The sequence below is a fragment of the Nocardioides luteus genome, from assembly GCF_000960475.2.
Lineage (GTDB): Bacteria > Actinomycetota > Actinomycetes > Propionibacteriales > Nocardioidaceae > Nocardioides > Nocardioides luteus_A.
This window is the reverse complement of record NZ_JZDQ02000010.1, coordinates 102,246-125,592: the sequence shown is the minus strand read 5'-3', so window position 1 is coordinate 125,592 and position 23,347 is coordinate 102,246. Positions and strand designations below refer to the sequence as shown.

The 23,347-nt window shown below is 70.6% G+C and carries 20 protein-coding genes; 2 read left to right on the top strand and 18 right to left on the bottom strand.

From position 1 onward, the window contains the following. Nucleotides 1-9 precede the first annotated feature (9 nt). The 14 genes from UG56_RS09070 to UG56_RS09010 all read right to left on the bottom strand — a co-directional run bounded on the left by UG56_RS09070 (nt 10) and on the right by UG56_RS09010 (nt 13,644). Complete coding sequence (locus UG56_RS09070; RefSeq protein WP_071326976.1) at nt 10-1,110, bottom strand: prephenate dehydrogenase; 1,101 nt, start codon at nt 1,108-1,110, stop codon at nt 10-12. Nucleotides 1,111-1,213: 103 nt separating this feature from the next. Continuing rightward, nucleotides 1,214-1,597, bottom strand: a complete 384-nt coding sequence (locus UG56_RS09065) for a VOC family protein (protein WP_045552211.1) — start codon at nt 1,595-1,597, stop codon at nt 1,214-1,216. A gap of 16 nt (nt 1,598-1,613) precedes the next feature. Next, on the bottom strand, nt 1,614-2,396 hold the full coding sequence (locus UG56_RS09060; protein WP_071326975.1) for a helix-turn-helix domain-containing protein: 783 nt from the start codon (nt 2,394-2,396) through the stop codon (nt 1,614-1,616). A 190-nt stretch (nt 2,397-2,586) separates the two neighbouring features. Next, the gene (thrS, locus tag UG56_RS09055) at nt 2,587-3,819 is read right to left on the bottom strand and encodes a threonine--tRNA ligase (protein WP_045551722.1); all 1,233 of its coding nucleotides are present in this window, start codon (nt 3,817-3,819) and stop codon (nt 2,587-2,589) included. A 200-nt stretch (nt 3,820-4,019) separates the two neighbouring features. Continuing rightward, entirely contained in the window at nt 4,020-4,787 is a 768-nt protein-coding gene (locus UG56_RS09050) for a pseudouridine synthase (RefSeq protein ID WP_084100769.1), read from the bottom strand. After that, nucleotides 4,784-5,467 carry an SMC-Scp complex subunit ScpB gene (scpB, locus tag UG56_RS09045; RefSeq protein ID WP_045551721.1) on the bottom strand — a complete coding sequence of 228 codons (684 nt, stop codon included), beginning with the start codon at nt 5,465-5,467 and terminating at the stop codon, nt 4,784-4,786. The genes UG56_RS09050 and scpB overlap by 4 nt, the downstream gene beginning before the upstream one ends. After that, nucleotides 5,460-6,344, bottom strand: a complete 885-nt coding sequence (locus UG56_RS09040; protein ID WP_045551720.1) for a segregation and condensation protein A — start codon at nt 6,342-6,344, stop codon at nt 5,460-5,462. The genes scpB and UG56_RS09040 overlap by 8 nt, the downstream gene beginning before the upstream one ends. 11 nt (nt 6,345-6,355) lie before the next feature. Continuing rightward, complete coding sequence (locus tag UG56_RS09035) at nt 6,356-6,727, bottom strand: hypothetical protein (RefSeq protein WP_045551719.1); 372 nt, start codon at nt 6,725-6,727, stop codon at nt 6,356-6,358. After that, nucleotides 6,709-7,647: an AAA family ATPase gene (locus tag UG56_RS09030; RefSeq protein ID WP_442756962.1), complete on the bottom strand. Its 939-nt coding sequence runs from the start codon at nt 7,645-7,647 to the stop codon at nt 6,709-6,711. Before UG56_RS09030 ends, UG56_RS09035 begins: the two co-directional genes overlap by 19 nt. Before the next feature lie 303 nt (nt 7,648-7,950). Beyond that, on the bottom strand, nt 7,951-8,097 hold the full coding sequence (locus tag UG56_RS28295; RefSeq protein ID WP_160146579.1) for a hypothetical protein: 147 nt from the start codon (nt 8,095-8,097) through the stop codon (nt 7,951-7,953). Between the two features lie 30 nt (nt 8,098-8,127). Beyond that, complete coding sequence (locus UG56_RS09025; protein ID WP_045551480.1) at nt 8,128-10,734, bottom strand: DEAD/DEAH box helicase; 2,607 nt, start codon at nt 10,732-10,734, stop codon at nt 8,128-8,130. Continuing rightward, nucleotides 10,731-11,627 (bottom strand): site-specific tyrosine recombinase XerD, encoded by an 897-nt coding sequence (xerD, locus tag UG56_RS09020; protein ID WP_045551481.1) that lies wholly within the window; start codon nt 11,625-11,627, stop codon nt 10,731-10,733. Before xerD ends, UG56_RS09025 begins: the two co-directional genes overlap by 4 nt. 193 nt (nt 11,628-11,820) lie before the next feature. Continuing rightward, nucleotides 11,821-12,936, bottom strand: a complete 1,116-nt coding sequence (ald, locus tag UG56_RS09015) for an alanine dehydrogenase (protein WP_045551482.1) — start codon at nt 12,934-12,936, stop codon at nt 11,821-11,823. 48 nt (nt 12,937-12,984) lie between these two features. Continuing rightward, the gene (locus UG56_RS09010; protein ID WP_052694149.1) at nt 12,985-13,644 is read right to left on the bottom strand and encodes an NUDIX domain-containing protein; all 660 of its coding nucleotides are present in this window, start codon (nt 13,642-13,644) and stop codon (nt 12,985-12,987) included. Between the two features lie 22 nt (nt 13,645-13,666). Between UG56_RS09010 and pepN the strand changes: the two genes are divergently transcribed. Together pepN and UG56_RS09000 are read left to right on the top strand one after the other, a co-directional pair. Beyond that, nucleotides 13,667-16,105, top strand: coding sequence for an aminopeptidase N (gene pepN, locus UG56_RS09005; RefSeq protein WP_071326973.1), 2,439 nt, complete (start codon nt 13,667-13,669; stop codon nt 16,103-16,105). Nucleotides 16,106-16,210: 105 nt separating this feature from the next. After that, complete coding sequence (locus UG56_RS09000) at nt 16,211-16,684, top strand: SRPBCC family protein (protein ID WP_045551463.1); 474 nt, start codon at nt 16,211-16,213, stop codon at nt 16,682-16,684. 73 nt (nt 16,685-16,757) lie between these two features. Here UG56_RS09000 and UG56_RS08995 read toward each other — a convergent pair whose 3' ends face one another. From UG56_RS08995 to UG56_RS08980, 4 genes are all read right to left on the bottom strand, one after another. After that, nucleotides 16,758-18,479, bottom strand: coding sequence for a CTP synthase (locus UG56_RS08995; RefSeq protein ID WP_045551462.1), 1,722 nt, complete (start codon nt 18,477-18,479; stop codon nt 16,758-16,760). A 14-nt stretch (nt 18,480-18,493) separates the two neighbouring features. Then, nucleotides 18,494-20,425, bottom strand: a complete 1,932-nt coding sequence (gene steA, locus UG56_RS08990) for a putative cytokinetic ring protein SteA (protein WP_084100766.1) — start codon at nt 20,423-20,425, stop codon at nt 18,494-18,496. A gap of 163 nt (nt 20,426-20,588) precedes the next feature. Then, nucleotides 20,589-22,352: a DNA repair protein RecN gene (gene recN, locus UG56_RS08985; protein WP_045551461.1), complete on the bottom strand. Its 1,764-nt coding sequence runs from the start codon at nt 22,350-22,352 to the stop codon at nt 20,589-20,591. Next, nucleotides 22,345-23,286 carry an NAD kinase gene (locus tag UG56_RS08980; protein WP_371264381.1) on the bottom strand — a complete coding sequence of 314 codons (942 nt, stop codon included), beginning with the start codon at nt 23,284-23,286 and terminating at the stop codon, nt 22,345-22,347. The genes recN and UG56_RS08980 overlap by 8 nt, the downstream gene beginning before the upstream one ends. Between the last annotated feature and the right edge of the window lie 61 nt (nt 23,287-23,347).

Below are 23,347 nucleotides of genomic sequence, written 5' to 3'. Positions count from 1 at the left end.
GGCGGGAGCCTACCGGTGAGCGACCCAACCCCGGGACTCCAGAACCGCCTGCATCCGGTCGGCCGCGTCGTCGGCCACGATCAGCTCCATGACACCGACCGGGCGGCCGGGGTCGTGGTCGATGCGTACGTCCTCGATGTTGACGCCGCTCTCCCCCGCGTCGGCGAAGAGCCGGGCCAGGTTGCCGGGCTCGTCGGGGACCGTGACATAGATGGTCGCCTGCGCGGTCTGCGGGCCGCCGTGCTTGCCGGGGATGGCCCGGGTGCCGGCCTGCCCCTCCTTGAGGAGTACGTCCAGGGTGGCCGCGTCACCGGTGCCGACGGCCGTGATCATCTCGTCGAGCTGGGCGCGCACCTCGGTCAGCAGCTCGGTCACGGCGCGGGCGTTGCCGGCGACGATCTGGCCGTAGAGCCCGGGGTCACCTGCGGCGACCCGGGTCACGTCGCGCACCCCCTGGCCGCTGAGGCCGAGATGTCCCTCGGGCGCCACCGCGAGCCGGCCGGCCACGAGGGCGGCCATCAGGTGCGGCACGTGGGAGGTGCGGGCGACCGCCTGGTCGTGCTCCTCCGGGCTGAGCGTGAGCGGGACGGCTCCGCACACAGCGGCGAGCTCGCCGGCGAGCGCGGTCGCTGCGGGATCGGCCTCGGGATGCGGCGTCACCGCCCACGGCCGGCCCTCGAACAGGGTCGCGGTCGCGGCCAGCGGCCCGGAGCGTTCGCTGCCGGCCATCGGGTGGCCACCGACGTAGCGGCGTACGTCGTCGGGGCTGTGCTCGCGCACGTAGGCCAGCGGCGAGGCCTTCACGCTGCCGACATCGGTGACGACCGCGTCCGGGCTGTCGGCGAGGGCTCGGGTGATGACCTCACCGAGGTGCGCCGGCGGGACCGCGACGACGACCAGCTGCGGCGTGTCGCCCGGCTTGCGGCGGCGGCCGGCGCCGAGGCCGCTCGCGGTGCGTACGTGGCTGGCGACCGAGTCGCTGAGCAGCACGTCGATGCCGGCCGCCGCGCACGCCAGTGCCACCGAGGTGCCGAGCAGTCCGACCCCGACGACCTCGACCGGGCCGGTCAGAGCCGACTGCCCTCCCCCTGCGTCCCCGGTCGTTCTCATGCGTCCAAGGCTAAAGGGTCGCTCGGGCGAGACCCTCTTCGTCTCAGCGGTGATTGGTGCGCTATTGCGACAGACGACCAGGGTGTGCGATATCGCCCCGCGATCAGGAGGGCTGGTAGCTGCCGAAGGACCACGAGTTGCCCTCCGGGTCGGCCACCGTGCCGCCGCGGCCGCCGTAGTCCTGGTCGACCATCGGCCGGACCACGGTGGCACCGGCGGCGACCGCCTTGTCGAAGACGGCGTCGGGGTCGTCGTCGATCAGGTAGGCCGAGGAGCCGCCGGTGGACTTGATCGCGCCGTCCTCGCGTACCTGCCCGAACATCAGCCCGCCCCCACCCGGCCAGAGCCACTCCGCGTGGACCACGATGCCGTCCTCGCGGTAGGTGGCGTGCTCGACGAAGCCGACCGCGCTCAGCCACGTCATCATCGCCTCGGCGTCCTGGAACGCCATCGACTGCCAGTACTTGATCTTCGCTACCTCGTTCATGCCTCGAGTCAACCGCTCAGCGGTCGGCGAGGTCTTGAACGAATGGGAACTCCTCCCGCAGCCAGGTCGTCGGCGTACACCCGGCGAACTCCTGCCACTCGCGCGTCAGGTGCGCCTGGTCGGCGTAGCCGCAGCTGCTCGCCGCCTGCGCCAGCGGCATCCGCCCGACGAGGCCGCGGGAGCGGTCGAAGCGCGCCAGCCGCTGGAACTGCTTCGGCGCGACCCCCGTCTCCGCGCGCACCAGGTCGCTGATCCGCCGGCGGCTGTAGCCGACGTCGTCGGCCACCTCCTGCACCCCCGCTCCCCCGGTCAGCAGCGCCAGCGCCCGCCCGACCTCGGCTCTCGGCCCGGCCGCGCCGTGGCGCGCCAGCGCATCCACCAGGCCGGTCACGACCAGCCGCTCCCACTGCCGCGGATCGGCCTCGGCCAGTCTCTCCGGAAGATGACGTACGCCGCCGGGTGCCGTCACTTCCTCGAGGGCCAGGAGCTCACCGCGCCAGGCCGCCGCCGGCATCCCGAACAACGCGCGCACGCCGGCGGTGGTCAGTCCGAGCTGCACGCCGCGCTGGTGACCGCGGTGATGGATCGTTGCCGGCCTGGTGTGCAGCCCCGAGACGAGCGACCACGCCGTCACCGGCTCGGTCCCGCTCCCCCAGGACGTGACCAGCGGCTCGTCGACCGGCAGCACGAACGTGATCTCGGTCGACGGCATCCCGCGGTGCACCCCTGGCGCCCCGAACTCCACGTCGTAGGCGACCAGCGAGGTGACGTAGGGCCGCAGGACCTCCGGCACGGTCATGTTCTCGATCGTCCCACGGTCGCTGGCGGTTGCCCATGCACTATCGCCGGCGGCGGATCCGGTGTGCGATAGCGCTGCGCGGTAGGCATGCCGAGGCGTCACCTGCGTCGGCCGAGTGGGCACGTGACTGCCAGCTCGGCCGACGTAGGTGACGTCTCGGCCGACGTAGGTGACGTCTCGGCGGCGGGGCTCACCAGGAGACCTCACCCGCTCGCGAGACATAGGCCTCCTTCATCGCCGCGACCAGGCCGGCAACCGCGAGCCGGCGTTCGGCCCCGGCCGCGACGTCGCGCACCTGGACCTCCCCGGTCTCCGCCTCGCTCGCGCCGATGACCGCGATGAGCGGTTCGCGCCGTCGGCGGGAGTCGCGGATCCGAGCGCCGAGCGAGCCGTCGGGGTCCAAGCGCGGGCGGAGGCCTTCGGCGACGAGTGCGTCGACGAGCGCCCGGGCAGCGTCGTCCTGAGCCGGGGAGACGGGCAGGACGGCGAGCTGGACGGGCGCGAGCCAGAGCGGGAGGCGGCCCTGGTAGCGCTCGAGCACCGCTGCGGTGACGCGCTCCATGGAGCCGACGGTGCCGCGGTGCACCATCACGACCCGCTGCCGGGAGCCGTCGGCGGCATCGTAGGTGAGGTCGAAGCGCTCGGGCTGGTTGAAGTCGACCTGGACGGTGGCGATGGTCTCCTCGTGGCCACGCGGGTCGCCGACCTGGAGGTCGAGCTTCGGACCGTAGAAGGCGGCCTCGCCCGGTGCCTCGACGACCTCGACGCCGGCCTCGGACGCAGCCTTCCGCAGTGCCTCCTCGGCGTCGCGCCACTGCTCGGCGCAGCCGAGGTAGGACGGGGAGGAGTCGCGGAGGGAGAGGCGTACGTAGTCGACCCGCAGCCCGAGGATCCGCTGCGCCTTCAGCGCCGAGCGCAACGCCTTGCCCGCCTCCTCGGCGACCTGGTCGGGCCGGCAGAAGACATGGGTGTCGTCGAGGTTGATCTGGCGCACCCGGCTCAGTCCGGACAGCACACCGGACCGTTCGGCGCGGAACATCGGGGCGAGCTCGTGGAGGCGGAGCGGGAGCTCACGGTAGGAGTGCGGGCGCGCCTTGTAGACCAGCGCATGATGCGGGCAGTTGGCGGGACGAAGAACCAGGTCGTCCTCCTCCCCTGCCCCCGAGGCGACCACCATCGGCGGGAACATGTCGTCGGCGAACTTCGCCCAGTGCCCCGAGCGCTCGAAGAGGGCGCGCTTGCCGAGCACCGGAGTCTTGACCGGTACGCAGCCGTCGGCCCTGGCCAGCTCGGCGGCCAGCCGCTCCAACTCGGCGAAGACGATGGCGCCGTCGGGCAGCCACAACGGCAGCCCGGAGCCGGCCAGCGGGTCGGTGGCGAAGATGTCGAGGGCACGGTTGAGGTCGCGATGATCGAGGTTCATGGGTGCTCCTTGGGGTGAAGCCCGGAGCACCGCCACCGAAGACGAAGAACCGCCCCGGAGCACTGCTCCGGGACGGTCTGCGAAAGAGGTGACAGCAGGTCAGCGCCGGAGTGGGTCCGGCGTCGTCGTGCTCATCGCGCGCTGCTGCATGTCATTCACCTTAGCGGTTCACGATGGCGTACGCATCCAGGATCCGAGTCTCAGAGCTCGGTGTTGTCGAGAAGCTCGCCCAGCTCCTCGCGGGAGAGGTCGCGCATCTCGCCCGGCTTCATCGTGCCGAGCCGGACGGGACCGATCCGGGTGCGGGTCAGGCGGGTGACCGGGTGGCCGACGTGGTCGAGGAGGCGGCGCACGATGCGGTTGCGGCCCTCGTGGATGACCAGCTCGATGATCGACTTGTCCTTGCGGGTCTCCATGATCCGGGCCTTGGTCACGGTGACCGGCCCGTCCTCGAGGGTGACGCCGGCGAGGAGCCGCTTGCGTACGTTGGGGAAGATCTCACCCTTGACCTCGGCGACGTAGGTCTTGTCTACCTCGTAGCTGGGGTGGGCCAGTCGGTGGGCGAAGTCGCCGTCGTTGGTGAGGATGATCAGGCCCTCGGTGTCGGTGTCGAGCCGGCCGACGTGGAAGAGCCGCTCCGGGCGGTCGGCGACCAGGTCCGACAGGTTGCGCCGGCCTTCCGGGTCGCTCATCGTCGAGACCACACCCCGCGGCTTGTTGAGGACGAGGTAGACCTTGCCGGAGATCGGCGGGAGGCGCTTGCCGTCGACGCGTACGACGTCCTTGGCGGGGTCGACCTTGGTCCCGAGCCTGGTGACGACCTCGCCGTTGACCTCGACCGAACCGTTGAGCATCAGGATCTCGCTGCCGCGGCGCGACGCGATGCCGGCCAGGGCCAGCAGCTTCTGGAGCCGGATCAGGCCCTCGTCGTCCAGCGGCAGGTCGTCTCGCTCAGGTAGGTCGCTCACGGATTCGATTCTCCCGCATCCTCGGAGTCGGGCCCATTCGCCGCAGCTTCTTCGGGCTGCGCGGCGAGCGCCTCCTGCCTGACCTGCTCGGTCAGCTCCTCCTCCATGTCGGCGAGGTCCGGCAGGTAGGGAGCCAGCTCGGGCAGCTCGCCCAGGTCGGTGATGCCGATCCGCTCGAGGAAGTAGCCGGTGGTGCGGTAGAGGTTGGCGCCGGTCTCGTGGTCCTGGCCGGCCTCCTCGACGAGACCGCGGGTGAGCAGTGTGCGCATCACGCCGTCGACGTTGACGCCGCGGATGGCGGAGACCCGGGCGCGCGAGACGGGCTGCTTGTAGGCCACCACAGCGAGCGTCTCCAGGGCCGCCTGAGTGAGTCGGGCCTGCTGGCCCTCGAGGACGAAGCCCCCGACGACGTCCGCGTACTCCTCGCGGGTGTAGAACCGCCAGCCGCCGGCGACGTTGCGCAGGTCGAAGCCGCGGCCCTGCTCGGTGTATTCGGCGGAGAGACCCTCCAGGGCCTCGACCACCGCGGCCGTCGGATGAGCGACCGCCGAGGCCAGCGCGGACGCCTCGAGCGGCTCGTCGGCCACCATCAGCACGGCCTCGAGCGCGGGCCGCAGGTCGGCGAGCTCGATCGGCAGCGTCTCGCTATCGTCGGTCGAGCCTGTCGAGACCTCAGTCATCGTCCTTCTCCCCATCCTCGGCGCCGTCCTCCGCGGGCGGCTGCCCCTCGAACTCGTCCTGGATCAGCTCGTCGACATCGAGCGCCTCGTCGCCGGTCCAGCGTACGGTCAGCTCGCCCAGCGCGGTGACCTGGTCGAACGCGACCGCACCCTCACGGAAGAGCTCCAGCAGCGAGAGGAACCGGGCCACGGTGGTCAGCGTGTCGGGCGAGTCGGAGCACAGGCTGCGGAAGGTGACCTGTCCCGAGGCGCGGAGCCGCTCGATGACCAGGGCCGCCTGCTCCTTGACCGACACCTTCGAGCCGTGGATGTGGGCCAGCCCGATCTCCGGCGGCCCAGGCTTCGGCGCCATCGCCGCCGCGGCGAGCTGGGCGAACTGCTCCAGCCCGATCCCGATGAGCACCTCCGGCAGCAGGCCGGCGTAGCGCGGCTCGAGCTGCACCGAGCGCGGATGACGCTTCGACTCCTTCGCCAGCCGCTCGCCGAAGACGGCCGCGACCTGCTTGAACGCCTTGTACTGCAGCAGCCGGGCGAAGAGCAGGTCACGCGCCTCGAGCAGCGCCAGGTCCTCCTCGTCCTCGACATCTCCCTGCGGCAGCAGCCGAGCCGCCTTCAGGTCGAGGAGCGTGCTCGCCACCAGCAGGAAGTTGGAGGTCTGCTCGAGGTCCCAGGTGCCCTCCTCCCCCGCGCCCTTCTTGACGAAGGCGATGAACTCGTCGGTCACCGTGGCCAGCGAGACCTCGGTGATGTCGAGCTTGTGCTTGGCGATCAGGCTGAGCAGCAGGTCGAAGGGACCCTCGAAGTTCTCGAGGCGCACCTCGAATCCTCCGGCGCCGCTCGACTCCTGCTCCTCGGCCCCGTCCGGGGCTTGTGTCATCTGTGTGGCCGTCACCGTGGATCGGCGAGCCGGTGCACGAGGGCGCTGTCGTCCCCGTACTCCTCCAGGTCGGCCAGCACGATCGCGAGCGCCTCGCGCACCAGCCGGCCACGGTCGACCGCGATGCTGTGCTTGGCGCGCAGGTTGAGCCGGGCGTGCTCGAGGTCGAGCAGCTCCTCGGAGGTGATGTAGACCGTCATCTTCTCGTCATGACGTACGCGGCCGCTGGACCGCTTCTTCGCGGCCGGGGCCTCCTCGGCCGGCTCGGGCACGGCGTGCACCGGGCGGGCCTTCGCCTCGGCAGCCGCCGAGGGGGCGGCACCGTCGGACGTACGCCGGAAGAGGTCGTCAGCGGCGGGAACCCTCACTCGCCTCGTTGCCATCGGGCCAGCACCTCCTTGGCGAGCATCCGGTAGGAGTCGGCGCCGGTCGAGCTCGAGGCGTACTCGGTGATCGGCTCACCGACGACGGTCGAGTCGGCGAACTTCACGGTGCGACGGATGACGCTGTGGAAGACCCGGTCGCCCCAGCCATTGACCAGGGTCTCCATGACCTCGCGGCTGTGCATGGTGCGGCTGTCATACATCGTGCCCAGTATTCCGTCGATCTTCAGACGCGGGTTGAGCCGCTCCTGAACCTTGTCGATGGTGTCCTTGAGCAGCGCGACGCCGCGCAGCGCGAAGTACTCGCACTCCAGCGGCACGACCACGGAGTCGGAGGCGGTCAGCGCGTTGACGGTCAGCAGCCCGAGGCTCGGCTGGCAGTCGATCAGGATCACGTCGTAGTTAGCGACGGCCGGAGCCAGGGCGCGGGCCAGGGTCTGCTCGCGAGCGACCTCCTGGACCAGTTGCACCTCGGCGGCGGAGAGGTCGATGTTGGCCGGCAGCAGGTCGACGCCGTCGATGCCGGAGGGGACGACCACGTCCTCGAGCGTGATGTCACGCTCCATCAGCAGGTTGTAGACGGTCAGCTCGATCTCGTTGGGCTGGAGCCCGAGACCGACCGAGAGCGACCCCTGCGGGTCGAAGTCGACGAGGAGGACCTTGCGGCCGTGCTCGGCCAGCGCGGCGCCCAGGTTGATGGTCGTCGTGGTCTTGCCGACGCCACCCTTCTGGTTGACCATCGCGACCGTACGCGCCGGGCCGCCGGTCGCGGGGCCGGGCTCGGGGAGGTGGGGCCAGGGCCGGCCGGTCGGGCCCAGCTTGTTCTTGCCCGGGGAGTCGCCCGCGTCGGGCTCGGGGGCGTTGGCGCGCAGCCGGGCCGACGGCGGATAGGCCGGCGGTGCCGACGTCTGCGGAGGCATCTGCGGCGCGGTCGCACCACCTGCTCCGAAATAGCTGTCTTCCATTCCTCCACCCCCGGTTCAGTTGCCGCGGCCCTGGAACGATCACGGCATGCGGGTCTATATGTCGACACGGCGACTCTAAGACCCAGATCTGCGCGACTCTAGGAGCCGCGCCGGGCGTGTCACAAGGCAAATCCTGGTGATTCTGCTACGCGATCCGAATCTGTTGATGACCTGTGCACTTGGCGCCGTGCCAAGCCCACAGGACCGGCCTTCGATGTGGAGAAACCTGTGGACGGATCTCCGCTCGATCGGCCGCCCTCAGCGCGACCGACGGCGCTTCTGGAACTGGTCGTACGCCTTGCTCGCAGCGTCCTTGATCTTCTTCTGGTTCTCGGGCTTGCGAGCCTCGTCGGCGATCTTGGCGATGGCCGCCACGACGACCGGGTTCTTCAGTAGCTTGCGCACGCCCCAACGCTAGCGGAAGCAAGCAACCCGTCACAGCCGACGCATCGACACGGTCGCCATAACCAGCTCGCCGGCCTCGTCGCTCGCATCCAGATCGGCCACCGCCTCGATCACCCAGTCGTGGTCGCCGGCGGGGTCGTCGATGGTCTGGGTGATCCGCCAGATCCGGGTGTCGTCATAGGTCTCGTCGTCCTCGTCCACGCCCGCCGGAGCGCCGCGCTCGGCGGTCCAGGTGAGCAGCTTCGGGGAGCGCGAGTCGGCGGAGATGCCGACGTCGTCGTGCTCGGCGAAGTAGGCCTCCAGGGCGTCGTCCCAGCGCGACCGGGTCATCACCACCTCGCGCGCGGGCTCGAACCGGTCCGCGGCCGCGCGCTCGAGGCGCATCAGGCCGTCGAGGTCGTCGCGCGAGACCGCGTCGACCCGGGCCCACATCGCGTTGCGGACCATGATCTCGAAGGCCCGAAGCTGTTGCGACAGGGAGCGCGGGGGCGGCGGCGCCTCGTGGTGGGCCACCGCCGAGGGGATGTGCTCGGGGTCGGAGAGCGCCTCCCACTCGTCCAGCAGGCTCGAGTCGGTCTGCCGGATGGTCTCCCCCAGCCACTCGATCAGGTCTTCGACCTCGGGGCTCTTGTAGGTCTCGGGGACCGTGTGCCGGAAGGTGCGGTAGGCGTCGGTCAGGTAGCGCAGCACCAGGCCCTCGGAGCGGGCGAGCTGGTAGCGGCGTACGACGTCGGTGAAGGTCATGCCCTGCTCGTACATCTCGCGCAGGATCGACTTCGGGTCGAGGGCGTCCTCGGGCAGCCACGGATGGGTGCCGCGGTAGACCTCGAAGAGGGCCTCGAGCCGCTCGGCCATCGGCTTGGGCCAGGTGATCTCCTCGATGAGCGCCATCCGCTCGTCGTACTCGACGCCGTCGGCCTTCAGGTTCTCGATCGCCTTGCCGCGTGCCTCGTGCTGCTGGGCGAAGAGGATCTGGCGCGGCGGCTCGAGGACGGACTCGATCACCGAGACGATCTCGAGGGTGTGCTCGGGCGACTCGGGGTCGAGCGTGTCCAGAGCCGCGAGGGCGAAGTGGGCCAGCGGCTGGTTGAGCGCGAAGTCGGCGGGAAGGTCCTCGGTGAGGACATAACGGCGCCCGTACGCATCGGGTGTCTCCAACCTCGTGAGGACCCCGCTGTGGACCAGTGAGCGGGTCAGGCGCAGGGCCCGGCGGGCGAGCTTGAGCTGGGTGCGCCGGTCCTCGTGGTTGTCCATGGTGATCCGGCGCATCACCGCGAACGCGTCCTCGTCGCGGGCGACCACGTTGAGGATCATCGAGTTGTCGACCTTCATCCGGCTCTGCAGCGGCTCGGGCGCGCCGTCGACGAGCTTCGTGAAGGTCGCCTCGGTCCACACGACCGTGCCCTCGGGGGGCTTCTTGAGCTGGGCCTTGGAGTTCTTCTTGCCGGCCTTGCGGCGCTCCTCGGACTTCGCCTTGGCTTTCTCGTTCTCGATGATGTGCTCGGGCGCCTGGACGACGACGTAGCCCTGCGTGTCGAAGCCGGCCCGGCCGGCCCGCCCGGCGATCTGCAGGAACTCCCGGGTGCGCAGGATGCGCTGGCGGCGGCCGTCGAACTTGGCGAGGCCGGTGAAGAGCACGGTGCGGATCGGGACGTTGATGCCGACGCCGAGGGTGTCGGTGCCGGCGATGACCTTGAGCAGGCCGGCCTGGGCCAGCTGCTCCACGAGTCGCCGGTAGCGGGGCAGCATCCCGGCGTGGTGGACGCCGATGCCCTTGCGCAGCAGCTTGGCCAGCGTCTTGCCGAAGCCGGCGGCGAAGCGGACCGGCTCGAGCCGCTGGGCGATCTGGTCCTTCTCCTCGGTGGAGAGCTTCAGCCAGCCCGCGTTGAGCAGCGACGTGCCGTGGGTGACGGCGTCCTTCTGGGTGAAGTGGACGACATAGACGGGCGCCTGCCCGGTGGTGACGAGCTCCTCGAGCGTCTCCGGGAGCGGCGTGAGCCGCCAGTCGAAGGTGAGCGGAACGGGTCGTTCCGCCTGATCGACGAGCACGGTGTCGCGGCCGTTTCGCCTGGTCAGGTCCTTCGCGAGGGCGCTGGTGTCACCCAGGGTCGCGGAGAGCAGCAGGAACTGTGCCTGCGGGAGCTCGAGCAGCGGCACCTGCCAGGCCCAGCCGCGGTCGGGCTCGCCGTAGTAGTGGAACTCGTCCATGATGACGAGACCGACGTCGGCGTGGCTGCCTTCTCGGAGCGCGAGGTTGGCGAGCACCTCGGCGGTGCAGCAGATGATCGGGGCGTCGGCGTTGACCGATGCGTCGCCGGTGAGCATGCCGACGTTCTCGGCGCCGAAGGTCTCGACCAGGTCGAAGAACTTCTCGCTGACCAGGGCCTTGATCGGCGCGGTGTAGAAGGAGACCTTGTCCTCGGCCAGCGCCGCCGCGTGGGCGCCCGCTGCGACCAGCGACTTCCCCGAGCCTGTCGGCGTCGCCAGGATGACGTTGTCGCCGGCCAGGATGGACATGATCGCCTCGTCCTGGTGGGGGTAGAGGCTGCGGCCGCTCGCCTCGGCCCACTCCACGATCGCCTCGTAGACGTCGTCAGGGCTCGCTCCGACCTTCGGGATCCAGCTGGTGTCGGTCACAGGGCCCTCGGGTGCGCGGTCGCGAAGACCTCTCGGAGATTGTCCACGGTGACAAGAGTGTAGATCTGCGTCGTCGTGACCGACGCATGGCCCAGCAGCTCCTGCACCACACGTACGTCCGCGCCCCCGTCCAGCAGATGGGTGGCGAACGAGTGGCGCAGGGTGTGGGGCGAGACGTCCTTGTCGATCCCGGCGCGCTGGGCGGCGCGGGTCAGGACCGTCCAGGCCGACTGGCGCGAGAGCCGGCCGCCGCGGGCGTTGAGGAAGAGCGCGCCTCCTGATCGGGCGGAGGCCAGGTCGGGACGGGCGCGGGTCAGGTAGGCCTCGACCGCCTCGATCGCGTAGGAGCCGACCGGGACGATCCGCTCCTTGCCGCCCTTGCCACGCAACAGCACGACGTGGTCGACCCGGTCGAGGTCGTCGACGTCGAGGCCGACCGCCTCGGAGATGCGGGCGCCGGTGCCGTAGAGCACCTCGAGGAGCGCGCGGTCACGCAGCGCGAGCGGGGTGCCGGGCGCCCCGGCTGCCTCCAGGATCGCCTCGACGTCGGCCAGCGGGAGTGCCTTCGGGAGCCGCTTCTCCGCCCGCGGCGGCTTCACGTGGCCGGCCGGGTTGGCCTCGACCAGGCCGTCGGCCACCGCGAACTTGTGGAACCCGCGCACCGCGACCACCGTCCGAGCCGCCGAGGTCGCGCTCAGCGCCGGATGCTCCTCGCTGCCCTCGCGCAGGTGGGCCAGGAACGCCGACACCGTCGCCTCGGAGACCCCGGCGAGGTCGTCGACCTCCTGCTGCGCGAGGAACTCGGCGTACCTCCTCAGGTCGCGCCGGTAGGACGACAGCGTGTTGGCCGCCAGGCCCCGCTCGACGGTCAGGTGGTCGAGATAGGTACGCATCGCGTGCTCCACCGCGGGGGCGGACCCTGAAGCAACCGATGCAGCCGTCACGGGTCCATCCAACCAGGGGTGGTGGACGCCGACGGGTAGGAATACCCGGTGAACCGGGTATTCCTGCACTTGTCGGGCATTGCAACACCCGAGAAGTGCAGGAAACACCTGAGCGCTGTGACTCCTGTGACCCCTGAGGCGATCAGCCGAGAACCGTCTCCAGGGCGACCGAGTCGATGCCCACGGCCTCACCGACCGGGGCGTTGGTCAGCTCGCCGGCGTGGGTGTTGAGGCCCTTGGCGAGCGCGGCGTCGTCACGCAGGGCCTGCTTCCAGCCCTTGTTGGCCAGCGCGACGGCGTACGGCATGGTCGCATTCGTCAACGCATAGGTCGAGGTGTTCGGGACCGCGCCCGGCATGTTGGCCACGCAGTAGAACGTGGAGTTGTGGACCTGGTAGGTCGGGTCGGCGTGGGTGGTGGCGTGGGAGTCCTCGAAGCAGCCGCCCTGGTCGATGGCGATGTCGACCAGCACCGAACCGGGCTTCATCCGCGAGACCAGGTCGTTGGTGACCAGCTTCGGTGCCGCCGCGCCGGGGATCAGCACGGCGCCGATGACCAGGTCGGCCTGGAGCACCTGCTCCTCCAGCGCCAGCTTGTTCGACGCCAGCCCGTGGACCTGGTTGGAGTAGCGCCAGAACGACATCCGCAGCTTCTCCAGGTCGGTGTCCAGCAGCGTCACATCGGCGCCCATGCCGAGGGCGATGTTGGCGGCGTTCTGGCCGGAGACACCGGCGCCGATGATGACGACCTTGGCGTTGGCGACACCGCCGACACCGCCCATCAGGGTGCCCCGGCCGCCCTGGGCCTTGAGGAGGTTGTAGGCGCCGACCTGGGGCGCGAGGCAGCCGGCGACCTCGGACATCGGGTACAGCAACGGGAGCGCCCGGTTGGGCAGCTCGACCGTCTCATAGGCGATCGCGGTGACCTTCTTGGCCAACAGCTCCTGCGTCAACGGCTTGTCGGCGGCCAGGTGCAGGTAGGTGAACAGCGTCAGGCCCTCCCGCAGCCGGTGGTACTCCTCCGCCACCGGCTCCTTGACCTTCAACACCATCTCGGCGTTACCCCAGGTCTCATCCGCATCGCCCAGGATCTTGGCGCCCACCGCGGCATACTCACCATCCGAGATCGAGGAGCCGACACCGGCGCCGGCCTCGACGAAGACCTCATGGCCGTTGGCCACCAGCTCGTGAACACCAGACGGGGTGATCGCCACCCGGTACTCGTGGTTCTTGACTTCCTTGGGAACGCCGATCTTCATTGCTCTGCCTTCATGTCATGGCCCCAGAATGTGGTGGTCCGTGGGTTGTTACGGGTTCAGCCGGATGTTCGCCGCCTGATGCGGCACTCTGCCACGCGCCTTGAGGGTGGCGTAGGCAAGCACGGCCTGGACGAGCGGCGCGTCGGTCGCCTTGCCGGTGAGCACGGCGTCGAGGAGCTCCTCGAAGGGCACCCAGTGGACGCTCATCTCGGCCTCCTCGTGCTCGAGCTCGAAGCCGTCGCGGTCGGTGGCGGTCAGGCCGCGGGCGAGGAAGAAGTGGTGGATCTCCTCGGAGATCCCGGGCGAGGTGTAGGTCGAGAGCAGCGGTGTCCACTCGGCCGCCTCGTGGGCGACCTCCTCGCGCAGCTCGCGCACGGCGACGTCGAGCGGGTCCTCGCCCGGATAGTCGATCAGGCCGGCGGGCAGCTCGACGAAGCGCCGCTCGGCGGGGTGGCGGTACTGGGTGATCACCAGCGCCCGCTCCTCGTCGTCGAGCGCCAGGACCACCGCGGCTCCGGGGTGCTCGAGGACGATGCGGCGGAACGGCTCCTCGTCCTCGTGGCCGGGGCGGTTGATCCGGTCGGCACGCAGAGCGACCACCCACGCGTCGCGGTGGAGGTCTTGGCTCGAGGCGACCGGCCAGCTCTCGGGGGTGTCCCACTCGGTGAGCGGCACGGTCGGGTCGGAAATTCGTGCGTCCGATGTCATGGCCCGAGGCTACCCTCGGCTCATGTCTGAGATCTCCCCCGCCGCCCCTGCCTCGCTGACTCAGGAGGAGGCGGTCACACGGGCCGCCACGGTCACCGTCGATCGCTACGACATCGCCCTCGACATGACCGGTCTCCTCGAGGGCGAGACGCTCTCCAGCGTCTCCACGATCACCTTCTCCGCGACCCCGGGGTCGAGCACGTTCGTCGACTGCGTGGCCGAGGTCTCGGCCGCCACGCTCAACGGCACGGACCTCGACCTGGCCACGATCAGCGCCGGGCGGATCCCGCTCGAGGACCTCGCCGAGACCAACACCCTCGTCGTCTCCGCCAGCCAGTCCAACACCGCCTCCTCCGAGGGCGTGCTGCGCACCGTCGACCCCTCCGACGGCAACGTCTACGTGTGGACCTCCTTCGAGCCCGATGACGCCCGCCGGCTGTGGGCCTGCTTCGACCAGCCGGACCTCAAGGCGGTGCACGCGTTCACCGTGACCGCGCCCGAGCAGTGGACGGTGCTGTCCAACTCGGCGCCCGCGGACGTCTCGGACCCGGCAGCCGGTGCCCGGACGTGGGTCTTCGAGGACACTCCCCCGCTCTCGACGTACGTCGTGGTGGTCAACGCCGGTCCGTTCGTCGAGGTCCGCGCCGAGCGCGGTGGCTACGACCTGGGCCTCTACGCCCGCCGGTCGCTGGCGAGCCAGCTGGAGCGGGACCGCGAGGAGATCCTCGACGTCACCGAGCACGGGCTGGCCTGGTTCGGGAGCAAGTTCGCGATGCCCTTCCCGCAGCGGCGCTACGACCAGATCTTCGTGCCCGACATGGGCGGCGCGATGGAGAACTGGGGCGCGGTCACCCACAGCGACATGTTCCTCTACCGCACGGCCCCGACCCACGCCGACCGCACCGAACGTACGAACGTGATCCTGCACGAGATGGCGCACATGTGGTTCGGCGACCTGGTCACGATGCGCTGGTGGGACGACCTGTGGCTCAACGAGGCGTTCGCCTCGTGGGCGGCCGTGTGGGCCTCGGCGGCGCTCCCCGACTACGCCGACGTGTGGGCCTCGATCGCGCTGACCGAGAAGAAGGCGGGCTACGACACCGACGCCACGCCCGCCACCCACCCGATCCGCGGGGTCGTGCCCAGCGTCGACGTCGCGATGGCCAACTTCGACGCGATCACCTACATGAAGGGCCAGGCGGTGCTCCAGCAGCTGCACGCCTACATCGGCGAGGAGGCCTATCTCGCCGGCCTGCAGGCCTACTTCGCCGAGCACGCCTACGGCAACACCGTCCTCGACGACCTGATGGGCGCCTTCGGAGCAGCCGCCGGCAAGGACCTCTCCGGCTGGACGAGGGCGTGGCTCGACCACGCCGGCACCGACGTGATCACCCTCGCCGACGGCAAGGTGTCGGTCACCAGCCCCGACGGCACCGTACGTCCGCACCGGCTCGACATCGCCTCCTACGACGACTCCGGTGCCCTGCTCGCGACCACCCCGGTCACCGTGGAGGGCGAACCGGTTGCGGTCTCGCTGCCGCAGGCGGCCGCCCACCTGGTCAACGCCACCGACGTGACCTTCGCGGCGGTGCGCTCCGACGAGGCCAGTGAGGCCTGGCTCGGCCGGCACGCCGGGCTCCTGCCCGACGCAGTGGCCCGGGCGGTCGCGGTCAACAGCGCCTGGTCGGCGCTCTTCCGCGGTGAGATCGGGGGTCCGGAGGTCGTCTCGCGGGTCCTGTCGGTCCTGGAGCGCGAGAAGAACCCGCAGGTCACCGGTGAGTTCCTGGGCATGGCCGTGGCCGCGGCGGAGCTCTGGACGGCGCCCGGGCGGGTGGCCGAGCAGCGCGCCCTGGTCGCCGGAGCCGCCGCGGCGCTCGCCGAGGACCCGGCCAACCGCGACACCGCGATGCGCGTCCTCGCCTCGCACGCCACCACGCCCGAGCAGCTCGCACTGGCCGAGGCCGGAGCCGCCGAGGACGTACAGGTGGCCTGGCGGCTGCTCGGCCGACGCGCCGAGCTGGGCGACTACGACGCCGAGGCGGTCGCCGCCCTGGAGGCCCGCGACCCCGACCCCGAGTCCTGGGTCAGCGCCCTGGCCGTACGCACCGCGCAGCCCCTCGCCGAGGCCAAGGAGGAGGCCTGGCAGGTGACCATGGTCGAGCGCCGGCTGCCGCGCACCGACAGCGCCTACGCCCTCAGCTCGGCGTTCTGGCGCCCCGGCCAGGACGAGATCCTGGCGCCGTACGCCCAGCGCTATCTCGACGCCGTGCGCGAGATCCGGGGTGGTGGGCTGCTCGCCTACGGGCTCCAGCTCCGGTTCTACCCGGCCCAGGCCGGCGAGGACGTCGCCGCTGCGGCGCGCGCCGCCTGTGAGGGCGACACGCTGGTCCCCTTCGTGCGTCAGACGATCATCCGGCTGGCCGACGTGCACTCACGACAGGTCGCGGCCCGCGCCCGGTGACCGGTCGGCGTACGCGCTCGCATCGAGAAGGTGCTCGAGAAGGTATGGCCTCCCAGGCCGCCGGGTACACGTGTGGCGTACGCAACCGAGAGGAGACGCGAGGACATGAGCACCATCGAGAAGAGCGTCGAGGTCGGAGTTCCGATCCACACCGCGTATGACCAGTGGACCCAGTTCGAGTCCTTCCCGCAGTTCATGGAAGGGGTCGAGTCGGTCAAGCAGTTCGACGACAAGCGTCTGCACTGGAAGGCCGAGATCGGCGGCGTGACCCGCGAGTGGGACGCCGAGATCGTCGACCAGGTTCCCGATGAGCGCATCACCTGGCGTGCCGTCGAGGGCACCAAGAACCAGGGCACGGTGTCGTTCACCGAGGACCCGATGAGCAAGACGACGCAGGTGACCCTGCACCTGGAGTACGAGCCCGAGGGCGCGGTCGAGAAGACCGGCGACGTCCTCAAGATCGTCGACATGAGGGCGAAGGGTGACCTCGAGCGGTTCAAGGACTTCATCGAGCACCGTGGCACCGCGACCGGCGCCTGGCGTGGCGAGGTGAAGCCGAGCGGCGAGGTGAACCCGTAGGGCACCGAGCGGCACGAACGAAGAGCCCTGGGGACCGGCACACGCCGGTCCCCAGGGCTCGTCAGTCTGCTGCTCAGGCCTCGGCGGGCTCGGGAAGCTCGACGTCGTCGATGTCGCTGACCTCGCGGCGCAGGTTGGTCTCGTCGATCGGGAACCGCTGCTCCTTCTGCCGGTCCAGGGCCGCCTTCACCAGCCCGGCGAAGAGCGGGTGGGGGCGGGTCGGCCGCGAGCGGAGCTCGGGGTGGGCCTGGGTGGATACGTAGTAGGGATGTACGTCACGGGGCAGCTCGACGAACTCGACGAGCTGGTTGTCCGGCGAGAGGCCGGAGAAGACCAGGCCGGCGTCCTCGAGCTGGTCGCGGTAGGCGTTGTTGACCTCGTAGCGGTGGCGGTGACGCTCCTCGATGGAGGTCTCGCCGTAGACCTCGGCCGCGATCGAGCCCTTCTTGAGCTCGGCCGGGTAGAGCCCCAGGCGCATGGTGCCACCGAGGTCGCCCGCGCCCTCGACGTACGCCTTCTGCTCCTCCATCGTGGCGATGACCGGCTCGGGGGTCTCGGCGTCGAACTCGGTGGAGTCGGCCTTCTCCAGGCCGAGCACGTTGCGGGCGTACTCGATGACCATGCACTGCAGGCCCAGGCACAGGCCCAGCGTCGGGATCTGGTGGGTGCGGGTGTAGGTCAGCGCGCCGAGCTTGCCCTCCAGGCCGCGGATGCCGAAGCCGCCGGGGACGCAGACGGCGTCGACGTCGTGGAGGTTCTTGGCGGCGCCCTCGGGGGTCTCGCACTCGTCGGAGGGGATCCAGCGGATGTTGACCTTGGCCTCGTTGGCGAAGCCGCCGGCGCGCAGCGCCTCGCCGACGCTCAGGTAGGCGTCGGGGAGGTCGATGTACTTGCCGACCAGGCCGACGGTGAGCTCCTCCTTGGGGTGGTGGACCCGGCGGAGCAGGTCCTCCCACAGCGCCCAGTCGACGTCGCGGAAGGGCAGGTCGAGCTTGCGGACGACGTAGGCGTCGAGGCCCTCGCGGTGGAGCACCTTCGGGATGTCGTAGATGCTCGGCGCGTCGGCGGCGGTCACCACGGCGTCCTCGTCGACGTCGCACATGAGCGCGATCTTGCGCTTGATGCCCTCGGGCAGCTCACGGTCGGCCCGGCACACGATCGCGTCGGGCTGGATGCCGATCTGGCGCAGGGCCATCACCGAGTGCTGGGTCGGCTTCGTCTTGAGCTCCTTGGACGGCCCGATGTAGGGCACCAGGGAGACGTGCACGAAGAAGACGTTGTCGCGGCCGAGGCGCTGGCGCACCTGGCGGGCGGCCTCGAGGAACGGCAGCGACTCGATGTCGCCGACGGTGCCACCGATCTCGGTGATCACCACGTCGACCTCGGGACCGTGCATCGCGAGGATCCGCTCGGAGATCTCGTCGGTGATGTGCGGGATCACCTGGACGGTCTCGCCCAGGTAGTCGCCGCGGCGCTCCTTGGCGATCACGTTGGAGTAGACCTGTCCGGTGGTCACGTTGGCGTGGCCGACCAGGTCGGTGTCGAGGAACCGCTCGTAGTGACCGATGTCGAGATCGGTCTCGGCCCCGTCGTTGGTCACGAAGACCTCACCGTGCTGGAACGGGTTCATCGTGCCGGGGTCCACGTTGAGGTACGGGTCCAGCTTCTGCATGGTCACGCTCAGCCCACGCGAACGGAGAAGGCGGCCGAGGCTCGAGGCGCTCAGGCCCTTTCCCAATGAGGAGGCGACGCCCCCGGTGACAAAAATGTGCTTGGTCAAGCTCGCCGACTTCATGGGCCTCAATCCTATCAATCGTTGAGCAGGCCACCGAAACCTGACGCACCGAAATCGCCACCTTGTTGACTCCTCTGGCGAGCCAGCACGAGCGGTGCGGCCACCTGGCCGGTGGTGGTCTCGATCCCGTCGACCGACGCGAACCAGCCCGGCCAGTCGTTGGCGCGGAGCTTCTCGAGGTCCTCGGAATCCGTCGGAGCCGTCACGACCAGCCCTTTCGTGGTCGCTCCGAGCCCCTCCGTCAGGCCCTCGACGGCGGTCGTGTCCCGGCTGTCGTCGCCGAGGACGAGCAAGACGAGGTCGGCCGGCCCGGTGGGTCGCCCCCGGGCCTTGACCAGGTCGCCGGTGAGCAACGCCACAGCCGCGGTCTTGGCGGGCTGGTCGAACTCGGCGGGCGGCTTCGTCCCGGCGTAGGTCTCGCCGATCACCTGGCCCATCCGCTGATAGGTGGCCTGTCCGGCATCGCCACGACCGAGCTGCTTGACCAGCTGGGTGGCTAGGCTGTCGACGTACTGCCGGCGGTCGGGGTCCAGCAGGTTCGGTCGTACGTCGAGCACTCCCGTCGTCGCACCACCGGCCGTCTTGATGTTGGCGGTGAGCGCCTCCACCGTCTTCCGGTCGGCCCCCGGGAAGGTCAGGACGGCGACCTTCTGGCCGGTGAGCCTGCCGGGCAGGAGCGCGGCTCCGGCCTCCTCCACGAACTGTGACTCGGTGCTCTGTTGCGGGCCCTTCCCGGCGCCTGCGGAGCTCTCGCCCGAGGTGGTGCTCGCCGCGGCTCCCTCGCCGGCGCCGCTCCTGAGGCCGGCGCCGATCGAGGTCAGGTCGTGGTCGGCGGCCCAGAAGCCGGCGGGTACGCCGATGGCCAGAGCCGTCACCGCGGCCAGGACCGGGAGGACGAGCCGCCGGCCACGTGACTCCTTGCGGCGCACCGCCGGGACCGCCGAGGCGTCGATCAGCGTCGGGCCGAGCGCGAGCCGGGTCAGGTAGGTGCCGGCGAGGCCGGGACGCTGGTCCTCGAGGAAGTCGGTCAGGGTGGTGCTCAGGCCAGCCCCGATGACCAGCGAGGGGTGCTGGGCGTAGGCGACCAGGAGGGCCGCGTCCTCGGGGGCGAGGGCTGACTCGAACCGCTTCGGCTGCACCCCGATCCGGTCGAGGAGCTCGGTGGCGCTGTCGCTCGCGGCGGCACCGGGCGCGAGGACGACCTCGGCGGCGCTGGTGAGCACCTTCGGCTCGGGGTAGGTGTCGGTCTCCGGGCCCAGGACGAGCACGGCGTGGCGTAGCTGCTTCTTGGTGAGCCGCTTGGCCGCGGGACCCACGGCGATGATCGCCGGGCGCCGCTCGCGCAGGAATCCGGCGAGGTCGCCCAGGAGCCGGTCCAGGTCGGGATGGTCGGCGACCACCACGACGGGGCGGCCGGCCAGCGGTGTGTCGAGCGGAGGTACGCCGCTGCCGTGCAGCAGCACCTCCTCCTCACGCTTGAGCAGCTCGCTGCTGTTGTGGGTGAAGAGGTCCAGGTGGGAGCTCATCCCCCGCTTGGCGTTCTCGAGGTCGTCCTCGAGCGACTCCTGGTCGAGCGCCCGGCCCGAGGTCAGCAGCTGCTCACCGTCGAAGACCTCGCCGTCGAGGAGCCGTGCCTTCTTCCCGTCGACCAGCTTCTCCATCCCGGCCTCGCCGACCTTGTCGATCAGCACGATGCCGGCATCGGCCAACGTCTGCGGACCCCGGTTCGGGTAGCGACCCGACACCATCGGCTGCGCGTTGACGACGGCGATCACGCCCTTGGCCGCGATCGCCAGGGCGGTGCTCCGGTCGAGGTCGACATGGTCGATCACCGCGATGTCACCCTCTTTGAGCCGCGGGATCAGCGCCCTGGTGGGCCGTCCCGAGCGGAGGGTGCCGCGGATGCCCGGAAGTACGGAAGGAATCTGGCGAGTAGGCAGTCTCATGTCCCGCCAATCCTCCCCCGGTATCGCGGCACGTCCCCGGATCTCTCATCCGGCGAGTCGGTCGTCGTGGCGGCCGAATGCGTACGTTTGGCGTCCGAATCAGCAGTTGTGGCGTGTGTCGTTCGCCACAACTGCGGACTCGGCCGCCGGAACTGAGGTCTCGTCAGGCCTTGGCCGAGCGGGCCACCTCGAGGAGCTCGCGGGCGTGCGCGATGGCGGTGTCGGAGGCAGTCAGCCCGGCGAGCATGCGGGAGAGCTCGCGCTCGCGGGACTCGTCGTCGAGGACGGTGAGGCCGGAGCTGGTCACCACGCCGTCGCTGGTCTTCTCGACCGCGACGTGGTGGTCGGCGAAGGCGGCGACCTGCGGCAGGTGGGTGACGACCAGGACCTGGGCGGTGCGGGCGAGGTGGGCGAGGCGGCGACCGATTTCGACCGCTGCGGTGCCGCCGACGCCGGCGTCGACCTCATCGAAGACGAAGGTCGGGACCGGGCTGGTGGCGGCCAGGACCACCTCGATGGCGAGCATCACCCGGGAGAGCTCACCGCCGGAGGCGCCCTTGTGGAGCGGGCGGGGCTCGGAGCCGGTGTTGGCGGCCAGCAGCAGCTCGACCTCGTCGAGGCCGTTGGAGCCGTAGCGCAGCCAGCGCTGGTTCTTGCCGGATCCGACCTTCAGCGGGGCGTGCGGCTCGTCGTCGGAGGCCGGCGGGTCGGTCTCCTTCTGGCGTACGTCGACCACCAGTCGCGCATGAGGCATGGCCAGTCCGGTGAGCTCGTCGCTGACGGCCTCGGCCAGCGCACCGGCGGCCTCGGTGCGCGCCGCCGAGAGCGCGAGACCGGCCTCGGCGAGGGCGGCACGCAGCCGGGTGCGCTCCCCACGGAGCTCCTCGATCCGGTCGTCGTCGGAGTCGAGCTCGAGCAGACGCTTGGCGCCGGTCTCGGCCCAGGCGAGCACCTCGTCGATGGTCTCGCCGTACTTCCTGGTCAGCGCGGTCAGGGCCGCGCGGCGCTCGGAGACGACGGACAGCCGCGCCGGGTCGGTCTCGATCCCGGTCGCGTAGGAGGCCACGTCTGCGGCCAGGTCGGAGAGCAGGTAGGAGACCTCCGCCAGGCGGTCGGCCAGGGAGGCGGCGTCGGGATCGTGGTCGCGCACGCCGTCCAGGGCCTGGCGCGCGGCGGAGATCGCGCCCAGGGCGTCGGGGGCGTCGACCTCCGAGGAGAGCGCCTCGCGGGCCTGCTCGGCGGCCGTGCGCAGGGTGTCGGCGTAGCCGAGCTTCTCCTCCTCCTGAGCGAGGGTGACGTCCTCGCCGGACTCGGGCGAGACCGCCTCGACCTCACCGAGGCCGAAGCGGAGCAGGTCGGCCTCCTGCGCCCGCTCGCGGGCGTGCGTGGTCACCTCGTCGAGCTCGCGCTCCACCTTCTGGAGCTCGGTGTAGATGTCGCCGTAGGCGGCGATCAGCTTGGCGACGGCGTCTCCGCCGAAGCGGTCCAGCGAGTCGCGCTGGGCACGCGGCTGCAGCAGCCGGTGCTGGTCGGACTGGCCGTGGACGGCGACCAGCGGTGAGGTCACCGCGCCGAGGGTCGCGACCGGGACGGTCGCTCCGCCGACGTAGGCCCGCGCTCGCCCTTCGGCGGCGACCGTGCGGGCCACCAGGACCCGGCCCTCCTCGACCTCTCCCCCGGCCTCCTCGGTCGCGTCGACGACGCCGGGCAGCGAGCGGGCGTCGATGACACCCTCCACCCGGGCCGCCTTCTTGCCCTTGCGGACCGAGCCGGCGTCGCCGCGGCCGCCCAGGAGCAGCCCGAGCGCCGTCACGATCATCGTCTTGCCCGCGCCGGTCTCACCGGTCACCACGGTCAGCCCCGGTCCGAGCTCCAGGGTCGAGGACTCGATGATCCCGAGCCCGGAGATCCTGATCTCCTCAAGCATTCTCGCCTCCGTTCATCCTGAACGGACGCCGTTCAGCGGCGCCTCGCCATCCCTCCACGGACAGTCCGAACTTCCGCACCAGACGATCCGTGAACGGCGCCTGGTGCAGGCGGACGAGTCTGACAGGCTCCACCCCCCGGGTGACCTCGATCCGGGCGCCCGGGCCGAGCTCGTAGGAGCGCCTGCCGTCGCACCAGAGCACCCCGGCGCCGTCGGCCCGGGTGATCACCTCGACCGCCAGCACCGAGGTCGGCGCGACCACCATCGGTCGCGCGAACAGCGCGTGGGCGCTGATCGGGGTCAGCAGCAACGCCTCGACGCCCGGCCACACGACCGGGCCGCCGGCGGAGAAGTTGTAGGCCGTCGAACCGGTCGGGGTCGCGCAGACGACGCCGTCGCAGCCCCACCTCGACAACGGCCGGCCGTCGATCTCGACGACCACCTCGAGCATCCGCTCGCGGGCCGCCTTCTCGACGCTTGCCTCGTTGACCGCGAAGGTGCGGAAGACCTTCTGGCCGTCCTGGAAGACGCTGACCTCGAGCGCGAGGCGGTCCTCGGAGGTGTAGCGGCGCTGCACGATCGCCTCGATGGTCGACTCGACATCGTCGTACTCCGCCTCGGCCAGGAACCCGACGTGGCCCAGGTTGACCCCGAGCACGGGGGTGCGGTGGGGCTGGACGATCTCGGCGGCGCGCAGGATCGTGCCGTCACCGCCGATGACCAGCGCCAGCTCGCAGTCGCGGCTGGCGTCGTCCTCGTCGGCGGCCAGCTCGAGCTTCGGTTCGTACGCCGCCGGGTCGATGCCCAGGTCGGCGGCCTCGCTGGCCAGCACCCTGACCACGATGCCGTGCACCGCCAGCGACTTCGCGCAGGCGAGGCCGACCTCGCGGGCCTCCTCGCGCCCGGTGTGGATGAGCATGAGGACGCGCCGCACCTCGGCTGGGTCCACAGGCGCTGATTCCACGGGCGCTGGGTCCACGGCGGAGGTGTCGGCG

What these genes read in the sequence shown, in the direction of transcription:
- steA (WP_084100766.1), bottom strand. Translation starts at nt 20,425, where the DNA reads ATGAGACTGCCTACTCGCCAGATTCCTTCCGTACTTCCGGGCATCCGC.
- ald (WP_045551482.1), bottom strand. Translation starts at nt 12,936, where the DNA reads ATGAAGATCGGCGTTCCCAAGGAAGTCAAGAACCACGAGTACCGGGTG.
- UG56_RS09030 (WP_442756962.1), bottom strand. Translation starts at nt 7,647, where the DNA reads ATGCCTCCGCAGACGTCGGCACCGCCGGCCTATCCGCCGTCGGCCCGG.
- UG56_RS09065 (WP_045552211.1), bottom strand. Translation starts at nt 1,597, where the DNA reads ATGAACGAGGTAGCGAAGATCAAGTACTGGCAGTCGATGGCGTTCCAG.
- xerD (WP_045551481.1), bottom strand. Translation starts at nt 11,627, where the DNA reads ATGCGTACCTATCTCGACCACCTGACCGTCGAGCGGGGCCTGGCGGCC.
- UG56_RS09060 (WP_071326975.1), bottom strand. Translation starts at nt 2,396, where the DNA reads ATGACCGTGCCGGAGGTCCTGCGGCCCTACGTCACCTCGCTGGTCGCC.
- recN (WP_045551461.1), bottom strand. Translation starts at nt 22,352, where the DNA reads ATGCTTGAGGAGATCAGGATCTCCGGGCTCGGGATCATCGAGTCCTCG.
- UG56_RS09035 (WP_045551719.1), bottom strand. Translation starts at nt 6,727, where the DNA reads ATGGCAACGAGGCGAGTGAGGGTTCCCGCCGCTGACGACCTCTTCCGG.
- UG56_RS09000 (WP_045551463.1), top strand. Translation starts at nt 16,211, where the DNA reads ATGAGCACCATCGAGAAGAGCGTCGAGGTCGGAGTTCCGATCCACACC.
- pepN (WP_071326973.1), top strand. Translation starts at nt 13,667, where the DNA reads ATGTCTGAGATCTCCCCCGCCGCCCCTGCCTCGCTGACTCAGGAGGAG.
- UG56_RS09040 (WP_045551720.1), bottom strand. Translation starts at nt 6,344, where the DNA reads ATGACACAAGCCCCGGACGGGGCCGAGGAGCAGGAGTCGAGCGGCGCC.
- UG56_RS09010 (WP_052694149.1), bottom strand. Translation starts at nt 13,644, where the DNA reads ATGACATCGGACGCACGAATTTCCGACCCGACCGTGCCGCTCACCGAG.
- UG56_RS08995 (WP_045551462.1), bottom strand. Translation starts at nt 18,479, where the DNA reads ATGAAGTCGGCGAGCTTGACCAAGCACATTTTTGTCACCGGGGGCGTC.
- UG56_RS09070 (WP_071326976.1), bottom strand. Translation starts at nt 1,110, where the DNA reads ATGAGAACGACCGGGGACGCAGGGGGAGGGCAGTCGGCTCTGACCGGC.
- thrS (WP_045551722.1), bottom strand. Translation starts at nt 3,819, where the DNA reads ATGAACCTCGATCATCGCGACCTCAACCGTGCCCTCGACATCTTCGCC.
- scpB (WP_045551721.1), bottom strand. Translation starts at nt 5,467, where the DNA reads ATGACTGAGGTCTCGACAGGCTCGACCGACGATAGCGAGACGCTGCCG.